Origin of the sequence: Thermonema sp. (assembly GCF_026003375.1) — a bacterium.
Classification (GTDB): domain Bacteria; phylum Bacteroidota; class Bacteroidia; order Cytophagales; family Thermonemataceae; genus Thermonema; species Thermonema rossianum.
This window is the reverse complement of the sequence record NZ_BPHD01000002.1, coordinates 729,406-750,376: the sequence shown is the minus strand read 5'-3', so window position 1 is coordinate 750,376 and position 20,971 is coordinate 729,406. Positions and strand designations below refer to the sequence as shown.

Annotated in this window: 19 protein-coding genes; 5 read left to right on the top strand and 14 right to left on the bottom strand. The window is 44.8% G+C overall.

The features are described from left to right. Positions 1-179: 179 nt before the first annotated feature. From QVE43_RS08475 to QVE43_RS08460, 4 genes are all read right to left on the bottom strand, one after another. Positions 180-1,964 (bottom strand): long-chain fatty acid--CoA ligase, encoded by a 1,785-nt coding sequence (locus QVE43_RS08475; RefSeq protein WP_288006062.1) that lies wholly within the window; start codon positions 1,962-1,964, stop codon positions 180-182. Between the two features lie 83 nt (positions 1,965-2,047). Continuing rightward, positions 2,048-3,871 carry a tetratricopeptide repeat protein gene (locus QVE43_RS08470; protein WP_288006060.1) on the bottom strand — a complete coding sequence of 608 codons (1,824 nt, stop codon included), beginning with the start codon at positions 3,869-3,871 and terminating at the stop codon, positions 2,048-2,050. Positions 3,872-4,445: 574 nt separating this feature from the next. Beyond that, positions 4,446-6,044: an Ig-like domain-containing protein gene (locus tag QVE43_RS08465; RefSeq protein WP_288006057.1), complete on the bottom strand. Its 1,599-nt coding sequence runs from the start codon at positions 6,042-6,044 to the stop codon at positions 4,446-4,448. 31 nt (positions 6,045-6,075) lie between these two features. Further along, complete coding sequence (locus QVE43_RS08460; RefSeq protein WP_038031701.1) at positions 6,076-6,849, bottom strand: ParA family protein; 774 nt, start codon at positions 6,847-6,849, stop codon at positions 6,076-6,078. 77 nt (positions 6,850-6,926) lie between these two features. On the opposite strand from QVE43_RS08460, the gene QVE43_RS08455 reads away from it, so the two are divergent. Then, a complete protein-coding gene (locus tag QVE43_RS08455) occupies positions 6,927-7,334 on the top strand; it encodes a response regulator (RefSeq protein ID WP_038031699.1) in 408 nt (135 codons plus the stop codon). Positions 7,335-7,354: 20 nt separating this feature from the next. On the opposite strand, the gene QVE43_RS08450 is transcribed toward QVE43_RS08455, so the two are convergent. The 9 genes from QVE43_RS08450 to QVE43_RS08410 form a co-directional block, all read right to left on the bottom strand. After that, the gene (locus QVE43_RS08450) at positions 7,355-8,257 is read right to left on the bottom strand and encodes a class I SAM-dependent methyltransferase (protein ID WP_038031697.1); all 903 of its coding nucleotides are present in this window, start codon (positions 8,255-8,257) and stop codon (positions 7,355-7,357) included. 8 nt (positions 8,258-8,265) lie between these two features. Beyond that, complete coding sequence (mnmG, locus tag QVE43_RS08445) at positions 8,266-10,125, bottom strand: tRNA uridine-5-carboxymethylaminomethyl(34) synthesis enzyme MnmG (protein WP_288006053.1); 1,860 nt, start codon at positions 10,123-10,125, stop codon at positions 8,266-8,268. Between the two features lie 211 nt (positions 10,126-10,336). Beyond that, the gene (gene ybeY / locus QVE43_RS08440; protein ID WP_288006051.1) at positions 10,337-10,771 is read right to left on the bottom strand and encodes an rRNA maturation RNase YbeY; all 435 of its coding nucleotides are present in this window, start codon (positions 10,769-10,771) and stop codon (positions 10,337-10,339) included. Continuing rightward, a complete protein-coding gene (locus QVE43_RS08435) occupies positions 10,758-11,168 on the bottom strand; it encodes an ATP-binding protein (protein ID WP_038031691.1) in 411 nt (136 codons plus the stop codon). Before QVE43_RS08435 ends, ybeY begins: the two co-directional genes overlap by 14 nt. Positions 11,169-11,172: 4 nt before the next feature. Beyond that, positions 11,173-14,463 carry a DUF4175 family protein gene (locus QVE43_RS08430; protein WP_288006046.1) on the bottom strand — a complete coding sequence of 1,097 codons (3,291 nt, stop codon included), beginning with the start codon at positions 14,461-14,463 and terminating at the stop codon, positions 11,173-11,175. A gap of 96 nt (positions 14,464-14,559) precedes the next feature. Next, complete coding sequence (locus QVE43_RS08425; RefSeq protein ID WP_288006044.1) at positions 14,560-16,332, bottom strand: ABC transporter substrate-binding protein; 1,773 nt, start codon at positions 16,330-16,332, stop codon at positions 14,560-14,562. Positions 16,333-16,449: 117 nt separating this feature from the next. Next, positions 16,450-17,232, bottom strand: a complete 783-nt coding sequence (locus QVE43_RS08420; RefSeq protein WP_288006042.1) for an exodeoxyribonuclease III — start codon at positions 17,230-17,232, stop codon at positions 16,450-16,452. Beyond that, positions 17,225-17,596 (bottom strand): hypothetical protein, encoded by a 372-nt coding sequence (locus tag QVE43_RS08415; protein WP_038031683.1) that lies wholly within the window; start codon positions 17,594-17,596, stop codon positions 17,225-17,227. Before QVE43_RS08415 ends, QVE43_RS08420 begins: the two co-directional genes overlap by 8 nt. After that, the gene (locus tag QVE43_RS08410; protein WP_038031681.1) at positions 17,593-17,946 is read right to left on the bottom strand and encodes a carboxymuconolactone decarboxylase family protein; all 354 of its coding nucleotides are present in this window, start codon (positions 17,944-17,946) and stop codon (positions 17,593-17,595) included. The genes QVE43_RS08415 and QVE43_RS08410 overlap by 4 nt, the downstream gene beginning before the upstream one ends. Positions 17,947-18,086: 140 nt before the next feature. Between QVE43_RS08410 and QVE43_RS08405 the strand changes: the two genes are divergently transcribed. From QVE43_RS08405 to QVE43_RS08395, 3 genes are read left to right on the top strand one after another with little or no spacing between them, the layout of a single operon-like run. Continuing rightward, the gene (locus tag QVE43_RS08405; RefSeq protein WP_038031678.1) at positions 18,087-18,434 is read left to right on the top strand and encodes a hypothetical protein; all 348 of its coding nucleotides are present in this window, start codon (positions 18,087-18,089) and stop codon (positions 18,432-18,434) included. Positions 18,435-18,445: 11 nt separating this feature from the next. Continuing rightward, entirely contained in the window at positions 18,446-19,141 is a 696-nt protein-coding gene (locus QVE43_RS08400; protein WP_288006037.1) for a hypothetical protein, read from the top strand. 23 nt (positions 19,142-19,164) lie between these two features. After that, positions 19,165-19,902: a ComF family protein gene (locus QVE43_RS08395; RefSeq protein WP_288006035.1), complete on the top strand. Its 738-nt coding sequence runs from the start codon at positions 19,165-19,167 to the stop codon at positions 19,900-19,902. Between the two features lie 30 nt (positions 19,903-19,932). Here the strand turns inward: QVE43_RS08395 and QVE43_RS08390 are convergent, their stop codons facing one another. Beyond that, the gene (locus QVE43_RS08390) at positions 19,933-20,466 is read right to left on the bottom strand and encodes an acetyl-CoA carboxylase biotin carboxyl carrier protein subunit (RefSeq protein ID WP_288006033.1); all 534 of its coding nucleotides are present in this window, start codon (positions 20,464-20,466) and stop codon (positions 19,933-19,935) included. Between the two features lie 71 nt (positions 20,467-20,537). Here QVE43_RS08390 and mce point away from each other — a divergent pair, with 71 nt between their 5' ends. Beyond that, positions 20,538-20,948, top strand: coding sequence for a methylmalonyl-CoA epimerase (gene mce / locus QVE43_RS08385; RefSeq protein WP_288006509.1), 411 nt, complete (start codon positions 20,538-20,540; stop codon positions 20,946-20,948). Positions 20,949-20,971: the final 23 nt, after the last annotated feature.

Sequence of the window (20,971 nt, the reverse complement as noted above, 5' to 3'; positions counted from 1 at the left end):
AAAAAATGCTCCAAACACTCTCATAATGGAAAAACGTTGATTTACAAATATTTTTAATATACGAAAATTCACCTTTTGTGAAACAGCTTGCCAAGCTTGTTTTATTACTGTTTCAAAAAGCAAAGACACGATACCAAAGGGCATCGTGTCTTTGCTTTGAGTTTTGAAGAAAGGTTTTATTACGCCAACTCTTCATTGAGTTTGTAGATGTCTTCTTCCAAGTGTTTATACTTGGCCAAGATATTGCGGCGTTTGAGTTTTAGTGTGGGCGTCAGCTCCCCGCCTTCTATGCTCCATTCGTCCGGTACCAGGCGGAATTGCTTGATTTGCTCGTATTTCGCCAACTTTTCATTTATCTTATCCACTTCTTCCTGGTACTTTTCCAGCACTTTGGGGTGCTGTATCATGGCTTCGCGGCTGTCTGTAGGAATGCCATGTTTTTTGCACCAGTCGGTAAGGGCTTCCCAATCGGGCATAATGAAGGCTGCCGGGAATTTGCGCCCTTCGCCTATCACCATGGCTTGGGCTATCAAGAAACTGGCTTTCAATTGATTCTCTATGGGTTGCGGTGCAATGTACTTACCGCCCGAAGTTTTAAACATTTCTTTTTTGCGGTCTGTGATTTTCAGGTATTTGCCCTGCACAAACTCCCCGATGTCGCCGGTATGCAACCAGCCTTCTTCATCGAAGACTTCCTTGGTTTTTTCGGGGTCTTTGTAATATCCTTTCATCACGTTGGGTCCTTTCACCAATATTTCGCCGTCTTCGGCTATTTTCACTTCCACACCGGGAATCACCTTGCCCACAGTTCCAATGCACACATCTTCTTTATTGGGACTGGTTGCCGTAATCACAGGCGAAGTTTCGGTCATGCCGTAACCTTCCAAGATAGGAATGCAGGCAGCCCAAAAGACACGGGCTATCATGGGGTTGAGTGCGGCACTGCCGCAAATAATGTATTTCAAGTTGCCGCCCAAGGCTTCACGCCATTTGGAAAATATCAGGTTGTTGGCAATGGCAAGCTGAATGTTGTAGAGCAACCCCTGATCTTTTTGCGTGTCGTATTCTTTGGCCAGGTCCAATGCCCAGAAATAAAGACTCTTTTTCAAGCCGGAAAGCTCGTAGCCTTTTTGCACCAGTTTGGCATATACTTTTTCAAGTACGCGAGGCACGGCCGTAAACACATGGGGCTGCACTTCGCGAATGTTGTCCCCTATTTTATCCATGTTTTCGGCATAGTAAATAGAAATGCCTTTGTAGATATAGGCAGCTACCAAGGTGCGCTCAAAGATATGACAGAGAGGAAGAAAACTAAGTGCCTTGTGACGGTAGTCCAAAACCAGATTATCGATAGCTGCCAATACGTTGCTTACTACATTGCTGTGGGTAAGCATGACGCCTTTGGGCTTGCCGGTGGTTCCGGAAGTGTAAATGATGGTGAATAAGTCGTCCGGCTGAATCTCTTGGTCTCTTCTTTCAAGTAAGACCTTGTTTTCTTGCTTGCCGGCCTCTCTGACCACAGTCCAATGCTGTGCGCCTTCTATTTGGTCAAAAGTGTAGATGTTTTTTTCCGTCAGATGTTTGCTTTTCTTTACCGCTTCAAGTGCTTTGGCGTAGATTTCCTCATTTTCTACGAAGACGATTTTACTCTCAGAATGCTCCAGTATGTATAAATAATCGTCGGCAGTGATAGTCGGATACAAAGGCACACTCACTGCCCCTATCTTCTGAATGCCAAAATCCACAAAATTCCACTCGGTGCGGTTGTTGGAAATAATGGCTACTTTGTCATCCTTCTGAATGCCGAGCGTATGCAAACCCAAAGCTACCTCATCTGAGATTTGCATCAAGTCTTGGGTACTGTAAGTTTTCCACTCGCCGCTTTTTTTGTCAGCAACGGCATCTTTTTTTTGGTAGTGCTCCAACTGATAGCGCAACAGGTCGTAAACACGCTTAATTTCCATAATTTATTCTGTTTTAAAGCCCGTTTTTATACTTTCCAATTTAACAAAAACTTACATACAATACCATATTTGGGTAAGTTTTTTTAGTTGACCTGCTGCTCTTCTATTTTTTGAAGCAAAAAGCGGGCTTGCGAAATATATACACTGTCGGGATGCTCTTTGACGAGGCGCAGCGCACACTCTCCGGCTTTTTTGTAGTCTTTGTATTGATAAAAATACAGCTGCATTAATTCGAAGAGAGCATCATCTGCCCATATTTCATAGGCATAACGCTCTGCTATTTGCCGGTAAAGCGCCGTGGCATCGTCATACTTTTTCCACTGCCTGGCAATTTTAGCCTGCATCCACAATACATCATCCAAAATAGGATGTCCCGCTGCAGTGCGTTGAAGGCTGTCAAGCAAAAGGTGCGCCCGGGAATATTGCTGTTGAAAAAACAGCAAATCTGCTTTTGCATAGGTTAAAAGCACATTGCTGCTCGAATCGGTATCTTGGTTTTCACTAATGAGCAAACTCATCTGCAGTGCATCATTGGCTATTTGCCGCGAAGTGGCTGCTTTTAAAATGTTGAAGTACTCTTTTGCCAACTCAAATTCACCGGTATAGTAAAAAAGTTTGGCGCGCCGCAACTTAGCTTCATAAGCCACCGGACTGTCTTTTACTTCCTTTTCGGCTTGTGCATACAGCAAAGCTGCTTCCCACGGTTGGTCTATGAGCAAAAGCACATCGCCTTTTTGTATTTTCACCCATGCAACAAACTCCTTTTCTTGTGGATAAGTCTTCAGAGCTTCGTCTAAAATGTAAAGTGCCGAGTCAGCTTGATGCAAATAATTGGCATACAGGAAAGCCAGACCGGTATAGGCTTCTTTTACTTCGGGGCGCCCGCGCCCGGTACGAATCATCTGACGGTATTCTTCTGCAATGCGCTGCAGTTGCTCTTGTGAGTGCTCATTTTGCTGCTTAATAAGTGCTTCTTTGGAAGCGATGCTGTAGCGGGCAGCCGCATAGCTCAAATAAGAATCTTTGTATTGCTGTTTGATGTAGGTAAAAAAACGGTCAGCGGCTTCATAAGCCCGGTTGTAATAGGCTATCATGCCCATCTGAAAGAGATGCTGCCCATTTAGTTGAAAACGTTTATCCATGGCCCTGCTAAGCAAAAAAGCGTTGTCGAAGTCGCCTTTTTGCACATACAGCCAAATCAAGAGATCGAGAAACACTTTTTCATCCGGGTATTGCCGGCTCAACTCCAGCATGCGCTGCTCTGCCCGCTGTATCAATGCTTGGTTGTCGAACTGTTCTTGCAAAGCCTGTTTGACCAAATCTATTTGAGCTGGGTCATTGTAGGCAATCAAAAGGTACTCGTCAAGCATGGCCTCCACATTACGTTCCAAAGCATAAATTTCGGCCATCTCTATGGCAAAGGCATATTCATATAAACGCCGCCGCGCTTCTTTGATAAAAGCCTTCGCCCACGCCCATTGCTGCTTTTCCATAAGCCAATGCACAACGCCCACGGCCTGTTCATAAGAAGCAGCAAACTTATCCACAAGCTGTTGATAAGTCTTCTCTGCCTTGCGTTTTTCGCCTTGCTCTTCGTAAAAGCTCAGCAGGTCTATTTTATAAGCGGGATTGTCGGGGGCTTCTTTTGCTGCCTTTTCAATCAGTTTTTCCAAGTCCTTCCAAGAGCGACTTTTCCACAAACACTCTTTGTATTGTGGATAAACCACCAAAAAATATTCCGGGGCTTCTTTGATAATATTTTCGTATTCGGTAATGGCTTTGTCACACTCACCCTTTTGGAAGTATTCTCTTGCCAATGATAAGTTGACATTGATTTGTGCACACAAGTTGGTGGATAGGCTCAACAGCAGAAAAGTTATCCACTTGATTTTTTGTATTTTTTCCATACACTACTTTCAGGCTTATAGTATATAACGATTTTTTTTGAAATGTGCAAGCCCTGTTTTTCTACTAATAACAATAATTTTTAATAAAAATTTAATTCTCTATTGTTATTGTTATAGGCGCAAAAAATGTGGATAAGTCTTCGACGAACGAAAAAAATATTTGTAAAGTACTATTTTTAAAAAGTTTTCCACATGAGTTATCCACAGGGGTGTGGATAACTTTTTTACTGATAGTCAATTAGTTAAGTATAGTTATCCACAATGTGGATAACTGTTATCCACATATCCACATCTTACTTTTGTTTTATGTGTAAATGTGGATAACTCTGTGGATAAGTGGGCTTTAGCTGTGGATAACTTGTGGATAACTTCAGTGGACTGTGGATAACTTTTTGAGTGTGGAAAAAGTTATCCACAAATTTTTTTTAAATGTGGATAAGTGCTCGAGTTATCCACATACTTATCCACAAAAAAACGGGAGTTATCCACAGCTTTAGAAGCAAATGTGGATAACTTTTCCCTGCAAACGGGCGTTATCCACATTTAGCTTTATTGTACTTTTCAAAGAATTCAACTACTCTATGACGAGGCGCTCTTCTACTTCCCAATTGGCTTTTAAACGAAGGGCTTTGTTATATATGAATATTTTTTCATGTAAAATTTTCTCTTTGTAGTTGCCACTATCCCACCGTCCGTTGGCGTTGCTGTCTTGAAAAAAACGGAGTTTGTACTCACCGGGGGGAAGTCCTTTTATTTCGATAGGTTCACTACCCACTTTGTGCTCTTGGATTACTTTATTTTCTTTGTTGAGCAGCTGCATAATCCAGCGCTCGCCTTCTTTTTTTTCTATGTAGAGCCGCAGGGTAGCGAACTCTTTAGGGTTGGCGCGATTCACTTTTTTGATCCATTGGGTTTGGCTGCTGTCCTCTTCTATAGAGATGAGCCAACCTTTGTCGATGAATATTTTGGCACTGTCGCGAAAATCAATTTTTTGTTTGAATACCAGCCGGTTGGGGGTTGGCTGTTGAAAATACGCCCGGGCAAACAATTGCTTATTCAGCGTATCTTGGTCTATGTAAGCATAGAACAGACTATCGACTTGCCGGGCAATGGGTTTATTGGCATGTATTTTCAATTGTAGTTCCTGTGTATAGGCTTGGTAGCTTTCGCTAATATCCACTTCAAATTTTTCTTTTTCTTTTCCTTGGGGCGCCGCCAACTGCAAGGTATCGTGCAGCAGGTTGCCTGTTGAATCTCTTGCCGTGATTTGCACTTCGAGGCTGTCGCGATGATACAGCTTTAATATGCGGCCCGATTTGTCGAGCACGAAGGGCAAAGCGGGTTGTAAGTGGCAGGAGTCGATTCCTTCATTAAAGGTAATGACTGTATAGGCATATTGTCCGGAGGCGCGCTTGCCGACTATTTGGGGCGCCTTTACGTCTTGTGGTACCAGTTCTATGTAAAGGCTATCTATAGAGTTTTGCAACGAAAGAGCTTCGGGCAAAAAGCCCAATAGTTCCGTTTTGTCCCATTTGCCGTTGTTGTTTTGGTCATCGATGGCAAACAGTTGATAGCTGCCCGCTTTCACAAATTGCAAGCGAAACTGCCCCTTGTTGTTGGTTTTTGTCAGATATAGAGGTTCATGCAGGGCGGGGTCTATGCTGTCATGAGCGGGGTAAAGTCCTACCAGGGCGTTTTCGATGCTTTCACCACTAAGTGCCTGCGTGCATGTTCCGCCTACTTGCAGGGAGTCCAATTGGGCGCCCGTACTGAACACAATCATGGCTTCTTGGGCGGCGTTGCCTTCCGTGGCATCTACTATGCCGTTCCGGAAGTGGATGCTGTAGGTTGTGTTTTCCAAAAGTGGTTTTTTGAAGCGTAAAATGATGCTGTATTTCTTTTCTATGATTTCATAAGCGTCTTTTTCTTGCAGTCGTGGTGTGATGATAAGTTCTTGCTGAAGGTTCTTGCTGCGTACGGGCTCGTTGAAGGTAATGCTTACTTCTTGTGATTTGAAGTTTGTTTGTCCGAGCGGTGGTATTCTTTTAACCACTTGCGGCGGTATGGTGTCTTTAGGACCGCCGGTGAGGGCTCCGGGGTTGGCACAACGGCACAATAGCAATAAACCGATGCCGGTAAGCATCGCAGAGCAAAACCAACGACTTGCTTGCATGGTGTTGAAAAGTTATGAGTAAAACAGAACGTTATTTTTTTGTGAGCTGAATGATTTCTTTTGCAAAATCCAGATAATCTTCTGCGCCTTTCGAATTGGGGGCGGTTTCAAAAATATTGTTCCCATAGGCCGGTGATTCTATGAGGCGGGTATCCAGACGTATTTTGGTTTTAAACGTAAGCGTATCGGAAAACTCTTCTTGTATAGCAGTCAGTAGTTGGGTGGTGATACGGCGTACAGGTGAATATTTCACAACCAAAATGCCCAGGATGTTGAGTGAAGGGTTGAGCGTTTCTTTCACCGCCTGCACGGTGTCTTTAATCAGGTGCAGCCCGTGAAAACTCAATACTTCCATCGGAATAGGGATGATAATATGATGAGAGGCCACCAAGGCATTGACTGTGAGCAAGGAAAGCGAAGGCGAGCAGTCGATAATAATATAATCGTAGTTTTCTTGGATGCGGCTCAAATACTCTTTTAATAAAGACTCCCTTGCATCGTAATTGGCTAAGGAAATTTCCAAGTCGGCAAGTTCCGTATTGGATGGCAACACGTGCATGCCGCTGACCTGAAGCAGCGCATCTTCTATGTTGGCTTCGCCAAGAAGCACATCGGCTATGTTGGGGCTTGCATCTTCTATGTCGAGGTAATAGGAGAGGCTGCCTTGTGGGTCAAAATCGACAAGCAAGACTTTGTATCCAAGCAATTCCAAGGCTTTTGCCAGATTGACTGCCGTGGTGGTTTTGCCTGTTCCGCCTTTTTGATTGACTATGGAAATAACTTTTGTCTTTTGATTCTTTTTCATTGATTCCTTTTTATTAAGGAAGTTAAAAAATTTCTATATTTATCATAAAACTGCAAAGCCCTTAAATTCTTAAAATTATGAGCCTTAGAAATGTACTAATTATCGATGACAGTAAATTGGATGCGATTTTAGCAAAAAAAATTTTGGAAAAGTATCAGTTTGCCGATAACATTTTGTTGTTTGAGCGTGCCATGGATGCCTTGGATTATCTGACTGCTTTTGACTTGGGACGCTTGGATGATTTCCCTCAGGTGATTTTTTTGGATGTGCTCATGCCTGAAATGAATGCACATAGTTTTTTGGAAAGTTTTTTGAAGTTACCGGCTTCTTTACGGAAGGAGGTTACTTTTGTGATTATGTCGAGTGCCATACAGACGGAAATTGATGAAAATGCTTTTGCCGACTATCCCCACAAAATATTCTTTATAAGCAAGCCTATTTCAGAAGATGTGTTGCAAAAGGTTTCGGTGTTGTACAAGGTTTGAAAGTTTTTGAGAGGTCTGTTTTATTGGTTGATTTTGTTAACTATATACACCAAACTTGAGTAGTTTTTATCTTTGAGTGCCCGTAAGTTAGACAAGCTGCCGTGGTAAAAAGCTTGTATCCATTTTTTCCTGCCCGAGCGGTATTCGCTACTCAACAAACTGATATAATAGGCATCGAGGGGCATGCCTATAGTTTTTTGCAATTGAAATTTATTGTTTTCTAAAAGTAGTCTTATGTGCGAAGGAGCGAAATGGTAAAGGTGACGGGGCACGTCTAAGGCTGCCCAATGTGCTCCATAGAGTTGAGCATCGTAAGCGTTGATATTAGGAACGGCTATGAAAAGATAACCATCCGGTTTTAGCAGTTTTTTTAATTTTTGCAGATAGCCTTTCAGGTCATGCACATGCTCCAGTACGTGCCACATGCTGATGGCATCGAACGGGGCATGGGGTGCTGCTTCTTCTAAGTGGCTGTAAACCTGAATGCCGTTTTCCTTTACTTTTTTGCTTGCTTCTGCTGCGGGTTCAATACCTGTCACTTCCCATCCATGCTTTTGCATATGAAGCAGAAAGTGGCCGGTGCCACAACCTACATCCAACAGTTTGCCTTTGTGTGGCAGCATTTGCTCTATCCACTTCCGTTTTTGTTTAAGGGTGATATGTTCACGTATCCACTTATACAGTAAGGGCATAAGCCCGCGCTTTTCGTCATGGTGAGAAATGTAGTTGCTACTATCGTAATACCGGCTGATGGCAGATTCAGCCGGGCGCGGGTTGGTGAATTTAAAACCACATTTTTTACAGGATACTATATCGAAATCTTCTTGGCTGATGCTGAAGTCCTTGGTGCGTATCCAGAGGGAAAACGCTGCATGTCCACAAACAGGACACGCAGCGAGTTCTTCTATTTGACTGTTGTTCATGCTCGCTTTTATTTGCCTAAGTAAACCATAAGAATGGATACATCGGAGGGCGACACGCCACTGATGCGGGAGGCTTGCCCCAGTGTTTCGGGACGCAAGCGCTTGAGTTTCTCTCTGCCTTCGGCCGACAGAGCTTTTACCAAATCGTAATCGAAATTTGCGGGAATGCGGTAATCTTCCAATGCCATCATTTTTTGAGCCATTTTTTCTTCCCGCTCAATGTAGTCTTCATATTTAATCATGATTTCTATTTCTTCACATACTTCATTGCTGAAATGCCGCAAGGGTTCTAAGTGGCTAATGTGTTCTATCAGCTGATAGATATTCAACTCGGGGCGTTTCAACAAGCGCTCAATGCTTACTTTTTCTTTGATGGTAGCAGAACCAATACTTTCAAGATAACCATTGATTTCTTCGGGACTAATACGGGCTTCTTTTACCAAGCGAATGCCTTTCTCTATTTTTTCTTTTTTATCTAAAAAGCGGCGGTAGCGCTCTTCTGAGGCCAGTCCCAGCTTGTAGGCTTTTTCTGTCAATCGCCAATCGGCATTGTCTTGCCGGAGCAGCAATCTATATTCTGCGCGTGAGGTAAACATACGGTAAGGCTCTTCAGTGCCTTTATTAATGAGGTCGTCGATCAGCACACCTATGTATGCCTCCGAACGCTTCAGAGTGAAAGGTGGTAAGTCATGTACTTTCAAATGCGCATTGATACCGGCTATCAATCCTTGGCAGGCTGCTTCTTCGTAGCCGGTAGTGCCGTTGATTTGCCCGGCGAAGAAAAGGTTTTCCACCAGTTTGGTTTCCAGAGTGGATTTTAACTGTGTGGGAGGAAAAAAGTCATACTCTATGGCATAGCCCGGACGAAACATTTTGGCATTTTCAAATCCGGGAATAAGCCGTAAAGCTTTGTATTGCACATCTTCGGGCAAAGAAGTCGAAAAACCATTGACATAGATTTCAACCGTTTCCCAGCCTTCCGGTTCTACAAATATTTGATGGCGTTCCCGTTCGGCAAAACGATTGATTTTATCTTCTATGGATGGACAGTAGCGTGGTCCCAGCCCTTTGATTCGGCCGGTAAACATGGGCGATTTATCAAAGCCCGTTGCCAACACTTCATGCACCTTGGGGTTGGTGTAGGTCATCCAGCAGCTTCTTTGCTTGGTAAGCGGGCTTGTATCCATGAAAGAAAACTTACCGGGTGGGTCGTCGCCGGGTTGCTCTGTCATTTTACTGTAGTCGAGTGTGCGCCCATCTACGCGGGGGGGCGTGCCTGTTTTCATTCTGCCGGCTTCAAAGCCCAGCTCAACCAGTTGCTCGGTAATGCCGGTAGCCGCCCGTTCGCCTGCCCTGCCTCCACCAAATTGTTTTTCACCTATGTGTATGATACCATTCAAGAAGGTGCCGCTGGTAATAATGACTGCCTTGGCGTATATTTCGTGCCCCATGCTTGTTTTGACGCCCCTCACGCGCTTGTCTTTTACTATCAAGCCTACCACCATGTCTTGCCAGAAGTCAAGATTGGCGATTTTTTCGAGCGCCAAGCGCCATTTTTGGGCAAACAGCATGCGGTCGTTTTGGCTGCGGGGGCTCCACATGGCAGGACCTTTGGAGCGATTCAGCATGCGGAATTGAATCATGCTTTCGTCTGTTACGATACCCGAAAGCCCGCCCATGGCATCTATTTCCCGTACTATTTGCCCTTTGGCCACACCGCCCATGGCAGGGTTGCACGACATCTGCCCTATTACCTGCATGTTCATGGTGACAAGCAGGGTTTTGGAACCTAAATTGGCTGCTGCTGCTGCCGCTTCATTGCCGGCATGCCCTGCACCTACTACTATTACATCGTATTCAGGGAACATTGGTTTCTTATTTAAAATGTTTCACGTGGAACATTCCTTTTCTCTTTGCAAAGATATTAATTTTCAGAGGTTTTGAAGTCGTTCTGTAATTTACCGGGGAATGCCCTGCTTTTTATGGGGTTTGTGGCTTCGCCCCCACTCTTTAATGCTGATATAAAAGAAAAAAGCCTCTTTTTGAGGCTTTGGTCCGGATGAATGGAATGGTGTTTTTTTATGTTCCACGTGGAACACGCAGTGCCAGCGCCCAATCCTCCATCTTGCGCATTTCTGCGGCTTCTTCTTCTGTTTTGTCTTTGAAGCCAAGCAGGTGAAGCAAGCCATGTGCCATTACTCTATGCAGCTCTTCTTCAGGCGACACATTTAATGTTTGGGCATTGTCTTCGATTCGTTCTATAGAAATGAAGGCATCGCCCTCTATGAACAGGTGGCTTTCGGAATGGGGAAAAGTGATGATGTCAGTATAATAATCGTGGTTAAGGTATTGTCGATTGATTTGCAGTAAGTATTCGTCGCTGCAGAAAATGTAATTGAGTGCTATAATCTTGGCTTCGAAATGCTTGGCTATTTGCACCAACCATGCTTTGCTTTCTTCCCGGAGGTAAGCCGGCGGAATAATCTCCTCAAAAAAGAAATTAATATTGTCCATTGATGTAGAAAATTAATTCTATGCGTCTGCCGTTATCCTTAAATTTCACTTCGTCGCACAACTGTTTTATAAGATAAATGCCCCTGCCATGTGGTTTATGCAGGTTTTCCGGGTCGGTAGGGTCCGGCAAATGATGGTAGTCGAAACCTTCGCCTTCGTCTTCCACCACGAAGCAAATCATGTCTTCATAGAAGTGCAAGGTCAAATCTACATTCTTTTTACGGTCTTGTTTGTTCCCGTGTACAATGGCATTGTTGACTGCCTCGGTTACGGCAACCATGATGTTTCCATAAATGTCGTCAGATAATTGATAAGCTTCTTTTACGTTGTCGATGAAGCTTTCAATGATGCGAATGTTCTCAATGAGCGACGGAATTTGTATATGGATAGAATCCATCGTGTTAAGGTTTAATTTGTTTGAGGTACTCATCGGTGCGTTGTTTAAAATAAGGGGTCATGCTGGGTGGCACAGATTCTATAAGCTCGAGCTGTTCCTGCTGTTTTTTTAAGTATTCACGCAGGGGTGGCGGCAGCTCTTTGCGTTCTTTGGGTGTAGCGGTTTCGCCTTTTCGTTTGTCTTCCTCGCCGCGTTCGCGCAGCGATTTTTCTGCTTCCAAAAGCCGGGTTTCTATTTCTTTTTGTCTTTTGAGCGTTTCTTGAGTAAGGTTTTTATTGATGAGGTCTTTTTCTGTTTTTTCCATCTCTTGTTTTATCTCCTCGAGCATCTGCTTTTGTTCCGGGCTCAGCTCTCCACTTTTTTGAAGTTCTTCTATTTTTCGGCGTAGCAGTTCTTGTTGGGCTGCTAATTTAGCAAGTTGTTCGGAAAGTTGCCGCCCCTGCTGTTTCCCTTCTTTCAGCTGTTGTATTTGTTGATTGAGTTGCTTTTGCAGTTCGCTCATGGAAGGGGTGTTTTTTTGGTTTTTTTGAGGCTTGCCCTTCCCTGAACCGGCAGGGTTTTGCATTTGTTCCAACAGGTCGCTAAGCATGAGCGCCAAGTTGTTGATGCGGGTCATGGCTTGTTGTTGGTAAATATTGGATTGGCGTATTTTACGCTCTTTCATTGACTGAAGGCTCTGCTTTAAGGCAGTTTCCATCTCCCCCACCTCTTCTGTAATGAAGGATTGCAATTGAAAGACACGCTTGGCAAGTGCCCACAGGCTGTCTTTTACGATTTGGCTGCTTTGTTCAATCTTGTATTGTCTTTGAATCAATTCCACATAACGCGGGTCTTGCACGTTGACTTGCCGTGTTTCCTCGATGAGCTGTTCTTGTTCAAAAGAAAGTTGCAGCAGATTGTCAAGAATATGCCGAAGCGTTTGTATGTTTTCCTGTATTTGCTGCTGCTGCATGGACTGCTGCATTTGCTGCAGCTTTTGTTGCATTTGCTGTATTTGCTCTTTGGCTTTTTGTTGCGGCTCGCCGGCTTTTTTCGGATTCTTTTGCTCCAATTGCTGAATGCTTTGTTGCATTGACTCTTTTGCCTTTTGCTGCTCTTCTTGCAGGTCGGGCATGGCTTGTGGGGTGCTGAGCTTTTCGTTGAGCTCTTGAAGCTCTTTCAGCTCCTCCTCTACTTTTTGAAGCTCTTTTTGAAGCTCTTCTTGTTGTTGTTTTAGTTCGCTAAGTTTTTCTTGATCCTTGGCTTTGGTTTGTTGTGTTTCTTGTTGCAATTGCTCTTGTTTTTGATAAAGCTCATGGAGCTTTTCGATGCTTTGTTCGAGTTGTTGCTCAAACTGCAACTGCTTGAACAGCTCAAGGGTCCGTTCTAAGGACTTTTCAAGTTCTTCTTCGTTTTGTTGAATCTCTTGCAGTTTTTTCAAAACCTCGGGGTCTTGCATCATCTTATCGAGCAACTGCTGCAGTTCTTCGTAAAGTTTTTTGGTTTCTTCATCGAGCAGGGTATCCATGAGTTTTTGTAACTCTTGCATTTTTTCCATCAGCTCGGGTGAAGGCTGTTCAAAACGATTGATTTTGTCTTGCAACTTTTGGAATTCATCTTGCAGTTGTTCAATTTCTTGCTCTACATCCTGCCGTTTTTGAATGATATTTTCCAGTTGTTTTTTATCGGAAAAGTCCAGTTGTTTTTTCAGGCGCATGCGTTCTTCGGCGCGTTTGAGCTCTTCGTTCAGCTCTTTTTCTTTTTCCAAGGCACTGCGCATTTTTTCCTCGCTGCGCCGGCTTTCTTCTTTCATTTCTTTTTCTAACTCTTGGGCGGTAGGTATTTCAAAGCGATACAAGGGGCTGCGGGCAGATTGTGCCCCGTTGACTTGGTTGTTGTCCCATATTTGCACAAAATACTCGACTACATCACCGGGTTGCAGGTTCAAGGGGCTGAGGTCAAACTCATGCAGCAGGCGTACATAGTTGTTGCTGCCATTCATACGAATCGCTTGCTGCTTGAAAGCTGCTGTTTTGCTGCCCTTGCGTAAGATGCGATAAGCAAAAACAGCCCGGGAAATTCCGTAATCATCCCGTGCACTGCCTGCAATACCTACCAAACGATAGCTGAGTGTGTCTTCAAAGTTTTGTACTTCCAAGACGGGAGCTAAGTCGGGAATCACATCTATTTGATAAGGGCTGCTTTGCAGACTGGTGTCGGCATTGTAAAGAATGATTTGGTATATAGTTGATTTTGTAAACTTTTTACTAAGCACTCTGTCGTTGTCTTTGCCGTTTGCTTGGGCTTCTACTTCGGTTGAGTCAGTTGAAAAGAATATGCTTGTTTTTTGTGCGTATTTTGACAGAATGTGCCATGTAATTTTGCTTCCGGCGGGTACCAGCAGGTTGGTAGCATTCTGAAATGTTTCTTGGGTTTTACCGGTGTAGGCAGGATATTCTACACTAAGTTTTATGCCCAATAAAAAGGGTTTTTCTTTGAGTTCTATCTGATATTCATGCGAAGTATATTCACCGGATTGAAAAAAGAGCCGGTGGCTCTTTTGAATGTTGGGCAAGGTAGCGGCAAAACGCCCCTCACCTATTGCCTGCATGGGAATGCCGGTGCTTTGGTCCAAAACTACATACATCTCTTTGGGTATGAGCTTGCCTTTGGTTTCAACAACGAGGGGCAAGTCTTCGCCTCGAAACACAGAGAGCTTAGTGTTGGTCAATAGAAATTGAAAAGGCGCAGGCTTGGGAAAATGTTTTTTGTATTGAATGATGCGCTGTGAGCTTTCGACCAGCAAAGAAGGCACTGCCAGAAACAAAATAATAAGTAGCAATAGCGGAATTAAGGAATAGCGGGCAGCTTGTTTGGTTTCTTCTATGGGAAGGGCTTTCCACAGGGAAATACCGGCAATTTGCGCTTCTTTTTGTTCAATGGCAGCCAGTAGCAAGCGGTCTTCCCCATTGAACTGACGTTTAAGCTGAAGAGCATTCAAAAGCTTATCGCTGATTTCCGGAATTTCGTTGCCTATATAGCGGGCTGCTTCTTCATCGCTCATTAAGCTATAAAAGCCGGCATAAGCGCCCAATGGACGGAGTACATAATAAAGGAGTGTGCCACTGAGGGTGAAGAGCAAGCCAAAAAAGAAAAGGGCACGCACCGAAGAGTGAAAGTGCCCGAAGTATTCCAATACAGCGAAGATTAAATAAAAGCTTAGAGTAAGCAGAAAAGAAAGAAGTACACCTCGTAGTGCTTGATAGAGGTAATACTTTTTTTTGAATTGTCGCAGCCTTTCGTCCACACGGAGCATACTTGCATGTATTTTATTTTCGGGAGTAAGTGTAGTAATATACTGATTTTTTGGCGTATGCTTGGGCGCTTACTCCGCTACATGCAAGATAAAACGTTATTTCTTAGCGTTTTGTTTTTCAAAATAACTCTTATCGAAATATACTTTTGTGAAATCGCGATACTGAATGGGGTTGTTGGGGAAGTTGCGCACATAGGGTTGAGTCAGGCGGTAGGCCTCGTCGTACCAGAGTACCAAAATAACTGCATCATCAAGCAAAATTTGTTCTGCTTGCTGCAGGTAACGGTAGGCCTCTTCCGGCGTGCTTGCCAGAAGTGCTTTGTTGTAAAGCTCATCATAGCGCGGATTTTTGTAGCGTGCTATGTTGGGATAAGACTTTTCTTCAAAGCTATCGGGCACTTCCATGCCGGTGAACAACCATAAGAAGTTTTCGGGGTTGGGGTAGTCGGCAAAATAAGCTGTGCGCACCAAGTCAAATTTGCCCTGCAGACTGTTTTCCAGAAGTTGGGCAAATGGCAGGGTTTCTATATTGATTTTAATGTTGAGGTTTTCCTGAAGCTGCTTTTGTATTTCCAAAGCCACGTTTAAATGCCGGTCGCCTTCGGCGTTTACCTGCAAGGTGATTTCCGGAAAGCCGTTGCCATTCGGATAGCCTGCCTTGGCCAGATAGTACTGGGCAGAGTCTATATTGAGTTGATAGCCTCTGATTTTATTGATGTCATAGTTTTTGAATACAGGCGGCACAATGCCATGATGCCCGGGGGCTTCGCCTTCGCCGTTCAATACAAACTCCAGAATCTTTTCACGGTCTATGGCAAAGTTAAATGCCTTACGAAGGTTTTTGTTCTGAAATACACCTTTGGCAGTCATGAAGGTGAGATACTGTGTAGCCATTTCAGGCACGCGGTCGAGGATAAAGTCCTGCACTTCCCCGTTTTCGCTTTTTTCGGCTTCCATCAAGAAATCGATGATTCGCTCCGTAGGCAGGCGATACACCATATCCAGCTTGCCGGCTCTGAATTCATTGTATTCGGTTTTCTTTTCTCGTATGAAGCTGATTTTTATCCCATGCAAATAAGGCAATTGGTTGCCGTGCTCATCTTTCATGTAGTAGTGCGGATTGCGCTTGAGCAAAATGGCATTGCCCGGGTCTATTGATGCCAAAAAGAAAGGACCTGTACCGACGGCTTTTTCGCGCAGCCCGTCTTCGCCGTACTTTTCAACTGCCTCGCGGGGGTAAATAAAGGCAAACGGACGTGCTAAATTATAAAGAAAGAAAGCGTAAGGGCGTGTCAGCTGTAGTTGAATGGTGTAATCGTCAATTACTTTGATGCCCGCAATGTCGAAGCTGGGCGTATTGCCACCTGCCGAGGCAGCATAATATTCGTTGGCGCCCTTGAGCAAATCTTTAAAAATGGTAAATCCCTGATTGTTGCTCGACTGAGTACATACGCGCTGAAAACAGTAAGCTACATCTTGAGCCTTTACTTCCCTGCCCTTGCCGTCAGGAAAACAGGGGTCGTCATGGAAGCGCACGCCTTTGCGCAATTTGATAGTATAAATGGTGCGTGTGCTGTCCAATGTATGAGATTCAGCCAAACCATTCACTACTTCGAGGGTGGCCGGGTCGAACTTGAACAATCCCTCGTATATCTGGCAGGCAACCCGATATGAATAAACATCGGCAATACTTAGCGGGTACAATGACTTGATGTATTCGGATTCGTTCAGGTGGAACTCCCCACCATAATACACGCCGCCTTTGGCGGGCCCGCTGGGTATATTTTCCTGCCGGGTGTTTTCTTGCGAAGAGCTGCTGCAGGAAGCAAAAAGTAATGCCAATATAAGGTAAGAAAGGAAGTGTTTCATGAACACAGGCGTTTTACTGACGGCTTTAGGTGTGTTGAAATATAACTTACAAAAGCTTACTTTACAAATATAGCAACTTGTAAGAATCCTCAAAGGCAATACACAAAAAAATCAGCACTAAAGCGACAGTTCGAGCAGCACCGGGCAATGGTCCGAATGGCGCGCTTCCGGCAAGATGACCGCCCGTTGCAGCTGCTCTTTCAGTTGCACGTCGGCCATGCAGTAATCGATGCGCCAGCCTAAATTCTTCTCACGGGCACGGGCGCGGTAGCTCCACCATGTGTAATGATGGGGTTCAGGGTTGAAATGACGAAAAGTATCGATAAAACCACGCTCCAAAAAATCCGACATCCAGGCACGCTCTTCGGGCAAAAAGCCGGAAGTGTTGGCATTGCGCACCGGGTTATGAATGTCTATTGCCTGATGGCAAATATTGAAATCGCCACAAATCACGAGCGGGTATTCCGGATATTGCTGCCGGTGTTGTTCCACAAAGTGGTTGAAGTCCTCGAGGAATTGCATCTTGACCGCTTGGCGCTCATCGCCCGAAGACCCCGAGGGCATATAGACCGATACCACGCAAATACCTTCATAAAAAGCACGAAGCACCCGCCCTTCGGCATCATATAGCGGATGTTGCATGCCTTCTACTACTTGCTTGGCCGGCAGGCGGCTCAATATGGCCACACCACTATACCCCGCTTTTTGTGCGGGGTACAGATAACAACGATAGCCCAATGACTCAAAGAGTGCACGGGGGAAAGTATCGTGATTGGCTTTGATTTCCTGAAGACACAAGACGTCAGGACGGGCGGCCTGTATCCAATCGGCCAAGCCTTTGCGAACAGCCGCCCGTATGCCATTTACATTATAAGTGATGATGCGTAACTTACTACTCATGCTCTACAATGCCTTCGTCATAAAAATAGTCGATGATATGCGACATGAGCAAAGCTTCCTGGGAAAGCAAATCTACTTTGGGCAAAGGCTTCACCAACTTCCAATGGGGCCAACCTTCCTCATCGACCCCTTCCAGTTCATAAAAACCGGACTTGCTCAGCACCCTGCAAACAGCAATATGCATGAGGTCTTGCTTTTGCTCTTTGGAGAAGCGGCGTGCCCCTTTGCCCAGCTCACGCATACCAATCAGAAAAAGTACGGCTTCCATATTCTGCGGGCGCTTGCCGATTATTTTTTCCAGTTTGCCCAGCAGTTTTTGCCATTCCAGTTCCAAATAAGGATCCACACGTTTTTGTTTGCTCATGATGCATCTTGGTTTTTGAGGGCTTCCCAGTACTCTACGGCACGGCGCAGGTGAGGAATCACAATGGTGCCCCCAATCAGTGTGGCAATGGAGAATATCTCAAACACTTCGGCATCGCTTACCCCTTCTTCATAACACTTGCCCAAATGATAGCGAATGCAGTCGTCGCAACGCAGCACCATGGAGCAGGCCAGTCCCAGCATCTCTTTGGTTTTGACCGGCAGCGCCCCTTCTTTGTATGTTTGGCTGTCGAGGCTGAATATGCGTTTGAGCACAAGGTTGTCGGCTGCCATAATTTTTTCATTCATTGCCGACCGGTAGTCGTTGAACTCTTTTACCAAATCCTTCATAGCTGTTGAGTTTATAAATCTTTTTGCAAACTTAGAATATCTTTTTAGCTAACGAAAAGCAAGGCATGATTCTTTTTGAAATAGAAAAATACTTTCTATATTTAGGCATATAAAAAGCAAGTGTTTAAATTGAAAAGCGTATGGAAAACACACAAGACTACAATATGGGCGGCGCGCAAATGTCAAGCTCTAAGTTAGACGAAATCAAGAAGATTATTTTCGGTGAAGAGCTTGAGACTTACAACAACGAGCTGAAAAAGTTGAAAAATCTGGTAGAGAGCTACCGCACCGAAATATCGGTGAAAATCGATGAGGTAAAAATAGAAATGCTGCGCAGCATTGAAAAATCGGAAGAGCGCTTGCTCAATCAAATCCAACAAGTGCAGGCAGCCATGCAACAAGAGCTGCAGAACCAGCGTCAGCGCCAGGTCAGCAAATCGGCATTGAAGCAGATTTTTGACCAAATGTCCAACACCTTAGGCCAATAAACAGCGAAGCTATGAGTATGGAAGACTTCTACAAAAATCCCGGAGAGCAGCCCGAGGAAAAGCCCATCAATCCCGAAGAGGTGGATGACTTGAAAGAGGCAGTAGTGAACCCGGATAAGAAAGAAATAGAGAGCCGCTTTCAAGGCATGAAAGACCTCTTTACGGCTATTTTGCAAGAAAACAAAAAAGACTACGAGTATCAAATAGCCGAAATGAAAAAGCTGTTTACGACCATCATGGAGGAAAATCGTAAACAGTTCAAAGAGCAATTGCAGGACCTTTACAAGGAACTGCCCAAAATCATTCACGAGGCAGACCGTCTGCGCCAAGACGAGCAATATGTATTTATAGAAGAGTTTGAATATGGAGTGCCCAAAGGCAAGCCTAAGCGGCACACACGCCTGGATGCCGTGAAAGAACTCATTGCCGGACACGACACCGAGCTGCTGTATAAAGAAATTGGCGAAGTGCAAAACCACGTATCCAAGGTGATGCAGCAGCAAAAAGAAAGCCTTGCGGAAGTGGTAGATGAGATTTACGAGCGAGTACAGGCAATGGAAGAGAAAGTGCAGGCAGCCATCCGCAACCTGCAAAACGATTTCATGCTTAATATCAAGCAAGTAGAAGAAGAAGGCGCCAACCGTTTCCATGTGGCGGGCTTATTACGCAAGTTGGCAGATGAAGTAAAGCCCCCTTTTAAGCAGTAGTCGTACACTAAACCGGAGCGGTCGTGCATTCTACGGCGCAATTATTGGCAGAAGGCTTTTTACACTTGCTCTTTCCCGAGGCTTGCATCGTTTGCAGGGGCATACTCAAAGAAGGGCTTCGCTTTGTTTGTGCTTCGTGTCGTGCGGCATTGCCTTATACCGACTTTTTTAAAGACGAACGTCAATATATGGAGAATCCGGCAGGAAAGGTGCTTATGGGGCGCATTCCTGCCGGATTTGTATTGCCCTTTTTGATTTTTCAAAAAGGCGGAAGCACTCAAAGGCTGCTGCATGCCATCAAATACAAAGGCGCCAAAACACTGGCTTATGAAATGGGCTATGTGTATGGTGAGCGCTTGTGCCGTGCCGGCTTTGCTTATGAAATAGACGGTTTTTTACCTGTGCCGCTCCATCCCAAAAAACAGAGAAAGCGCGGTTATAACCAAAGTGAATATTTTGCCCGGGGCTTGGCGGCTGCCTGGCATAAGCCTGTGGCTGTATGGACACAAGCCGTGGAGCGTCATATTCACCGTGCGTCTCAAACCCGGAAAGGTTTATGGGAGCGCTGGATGAACGTGCGGGACGTTTTTGCACTGACACCCGAAGGCAAAAGCACCCTGCGTCATCAAAAGGTGGTGCTGGTAGATGATGTGCTGACTACGGGCGCTACTTTGGAAGCACTCTATCAAACAATACAAACGGCCGGACCGCAGTCAGTTGGTGTCATCACCTTGGCTTACGCCGGCGATGCCTTTGCATGAAAGAAACAAATGCTGCCTGTAAGTCCCGCTTTATTCGAACTCTATGAGTACTTGATTTTTCTCTACCCCCTGCCCTTTTTCAATACAAATGTTTTTTACTTTGGCGTCGGCAGGCGCTTTCAGCACGTTTTCCATTTTCATGGCTTCCAAGATGAGCAAAGCGTCGCCCTTTTTGACTTCCTGCCCCACACTTACTTTAATGTCCAATACCAAGCCCGGCATGGGCGCTTTCAGGTCTTCGGCTTGGAGTGCTGCCGCCTGATCAATCCCCATCTCTTTGAGCAACAGGTCTATGGGCTCTTGAATGCCCCACCGCAAGGTCTTGCCGTTCATCAGCAGTGTAATGCTCTTTTCTGTCTTGTTTATTTCCAATACTTCGACAGTATAAGAGCGTTGCCCGGCAATCAAATGAAAACGGCGCGCATCGAGCGGGCGTATGTCTATACTTTGCGCTACCCCATTCAGCAACAGCTGCTTGTCTTTGCTTTCTACTTCTACGCCTTCGGCAGCGGCAGGCAATTCACTAAATTCATCTGTATTTAAAAGCCGGAGTGTGAGTTTCATGGACTTGAACCGGTTTAGTGCATCAGCGAAAATAACTATTTTTGAGAGATGTTAAAAAATACGCAGAGATGATAAAGAAAATAGAACACTTGGGCATTGCCGTTGCCGATTTGAAACAAGCCACCCATCTGTTTGAGGTGCTATTGAACCGCAAAGCCTATAAAGAAGAAACGGTGCCTTCCGAAGGCGTCACCACTGTTTTTTTTGAGTTGGGCGAAAGCAAAGTGGAATTATTGGGCGCTACGCACGAAGAAAGTGCCATTTACAAGTATCTGCAGAAGCGTGGACAGGGCATCCACCATGTGGCTGTAGAAGTAGACGACATACACGCCGAAATGGAGCGTTTGCGTGCCGCCGGCTTTGAGCTTATCAACGAAGAACCAAAAGAAGGAGCCGACAATAAGCTAATTTGTTTTGTACACCCGCGCTCTACCGGAGGCGTTTTGCTTGAACTTTGTCAAGAAAAACACCCGGCTCAATAACACTTTGCAGCAAGCAGAAGAAA

What these genes read in the sequence shown, in the direction of transcription:
- QVE43_RS08475 (WP_288006062.1), bottom strand. Translation starts at nt 1,964, where the DNA reads ATGGAAATTAAGCGTGTTTACGACCTGTTGCGCTATCAGTTGGAGCAC.
- QVE43_RS08470 (WP_288006060.1), bottom strand. Translation starts at nt 3,871, where the DNA reads ATGGAAAAAATACAAAAAATCAAGTGGATAACTTTTCTGCTGTTGAGC.
- QVE43_RS08465 (WP_288006057.1), bottom strand. Translation starts at nt 6,044, where the DNA reads ATGCAAGCAAGTCGTTGGTTTTGCTCTGCGATGCTTACCGGCATCGGT.
- QVE43_RS08460 (WP_038031701.1), bottom strand. Translation starts at nt 6,849, where the DNA reads ATGAAAAAGAATCAAAAGACAAAAGTTATTTCCATAGTCAATCAAAAA.
- QVE43_RS08455 (WP_038031699.1), top strand. Translation starts at nt 6,927, where the DNA reads ATGAGCCTTAGAAATGTACTAATTATCGATGACAGTAAATTGGATGCG.
- QVE43_RS08450 (WP_038031697.1), bottom strand. Translation starts at nt 8,257, where the DNA reads ATGAACAACAGTCAAATAGAAGAACTCGCTGCGTGTCCTGTTTGTGGA.
- mnmG (WP_288006053.1), bottom strand. Translation starts at nt 10,125, where the DNA reads ATGTTCCCTGAATACGATGTAATAGTAGTAGGTGCAGGGCATGCCGGC.
- ybeY (WP_288006051.1), bottom strand. Translation starts at nt 10,771, where the DNA reads ATGGACAATATTAATTTCTTTTTTGAGGAGATTATTCCGCCGGCTTAC.
- QVE43_RS08435 (WP_038031691.1), bottom strand. Translation starts at nt 11,168, where the DNA reads ATGGATTCTATCCATATACAAATTCCGTCGCTCATTGAGAACATTCGC.
- QVE43_RS08430 (WP_288006046.1), bottom strand. Translation starts at nt 14,463, where the DNA reads ATGCTCCGTGTGGACGAAAGGCTGCGACAATTCAAAAAAAAGTATTAC.
- QVE43_RS08425 (WP_288006044.1), bottom strand. Translation starts at nt 16,332, where the DNA reads ATGAAACACTTCCTTTCTTACCTTATATTGGCATTACTTTTTGCTTCC.
- QVE43_RS08420 (WP_288006042.1), bottom strand. Translation starts at nt 17,232, where the DNA reads ATGAGTAGTAAGTTACGCATCATCACTTATAATGTAAATGGCATACGG.
- QVE43_RS08415 (WP_038031683.1), bottom strand. Translation starts at nt 17,596, where the DNA reads ATGAGCAAACAAAAACGTGTGGATCCTTATTTGGAACTGGAATGGCAA.
- QVE43_RS08410 (WP_038031681.1), bottom strand. Translation starts at nt 17,946, where the DNA reads ATGAAGGATTTGGTAAAAGAGTTCAACGACTACCGGTCGGCAATGAAT.
- QVE43_RS08405 (WP_038031678.1), top strand. Translation starts at nt 18,087, where the DNA reads ATGGAAAACACACAAGACTACAATATGGGCGGCGCGCAAATGTCAAGC.
- QVE43_RS08400 (WP_288006037.1), top strand. Translation starts at nt 18,446, where the DNA reads ATGAGTATGGAAGACTTCTACAAAAATCCCGGAGAGCAGCCCGAGGAA.
- QVE43_RS08390 (WP_288006033.1), bottom strand. Translation starts at nt 20,466, where the DNA reads ATGAAACTCACACTCCGGCTTTTAAATACAGATGAATTTAGTGAATTG.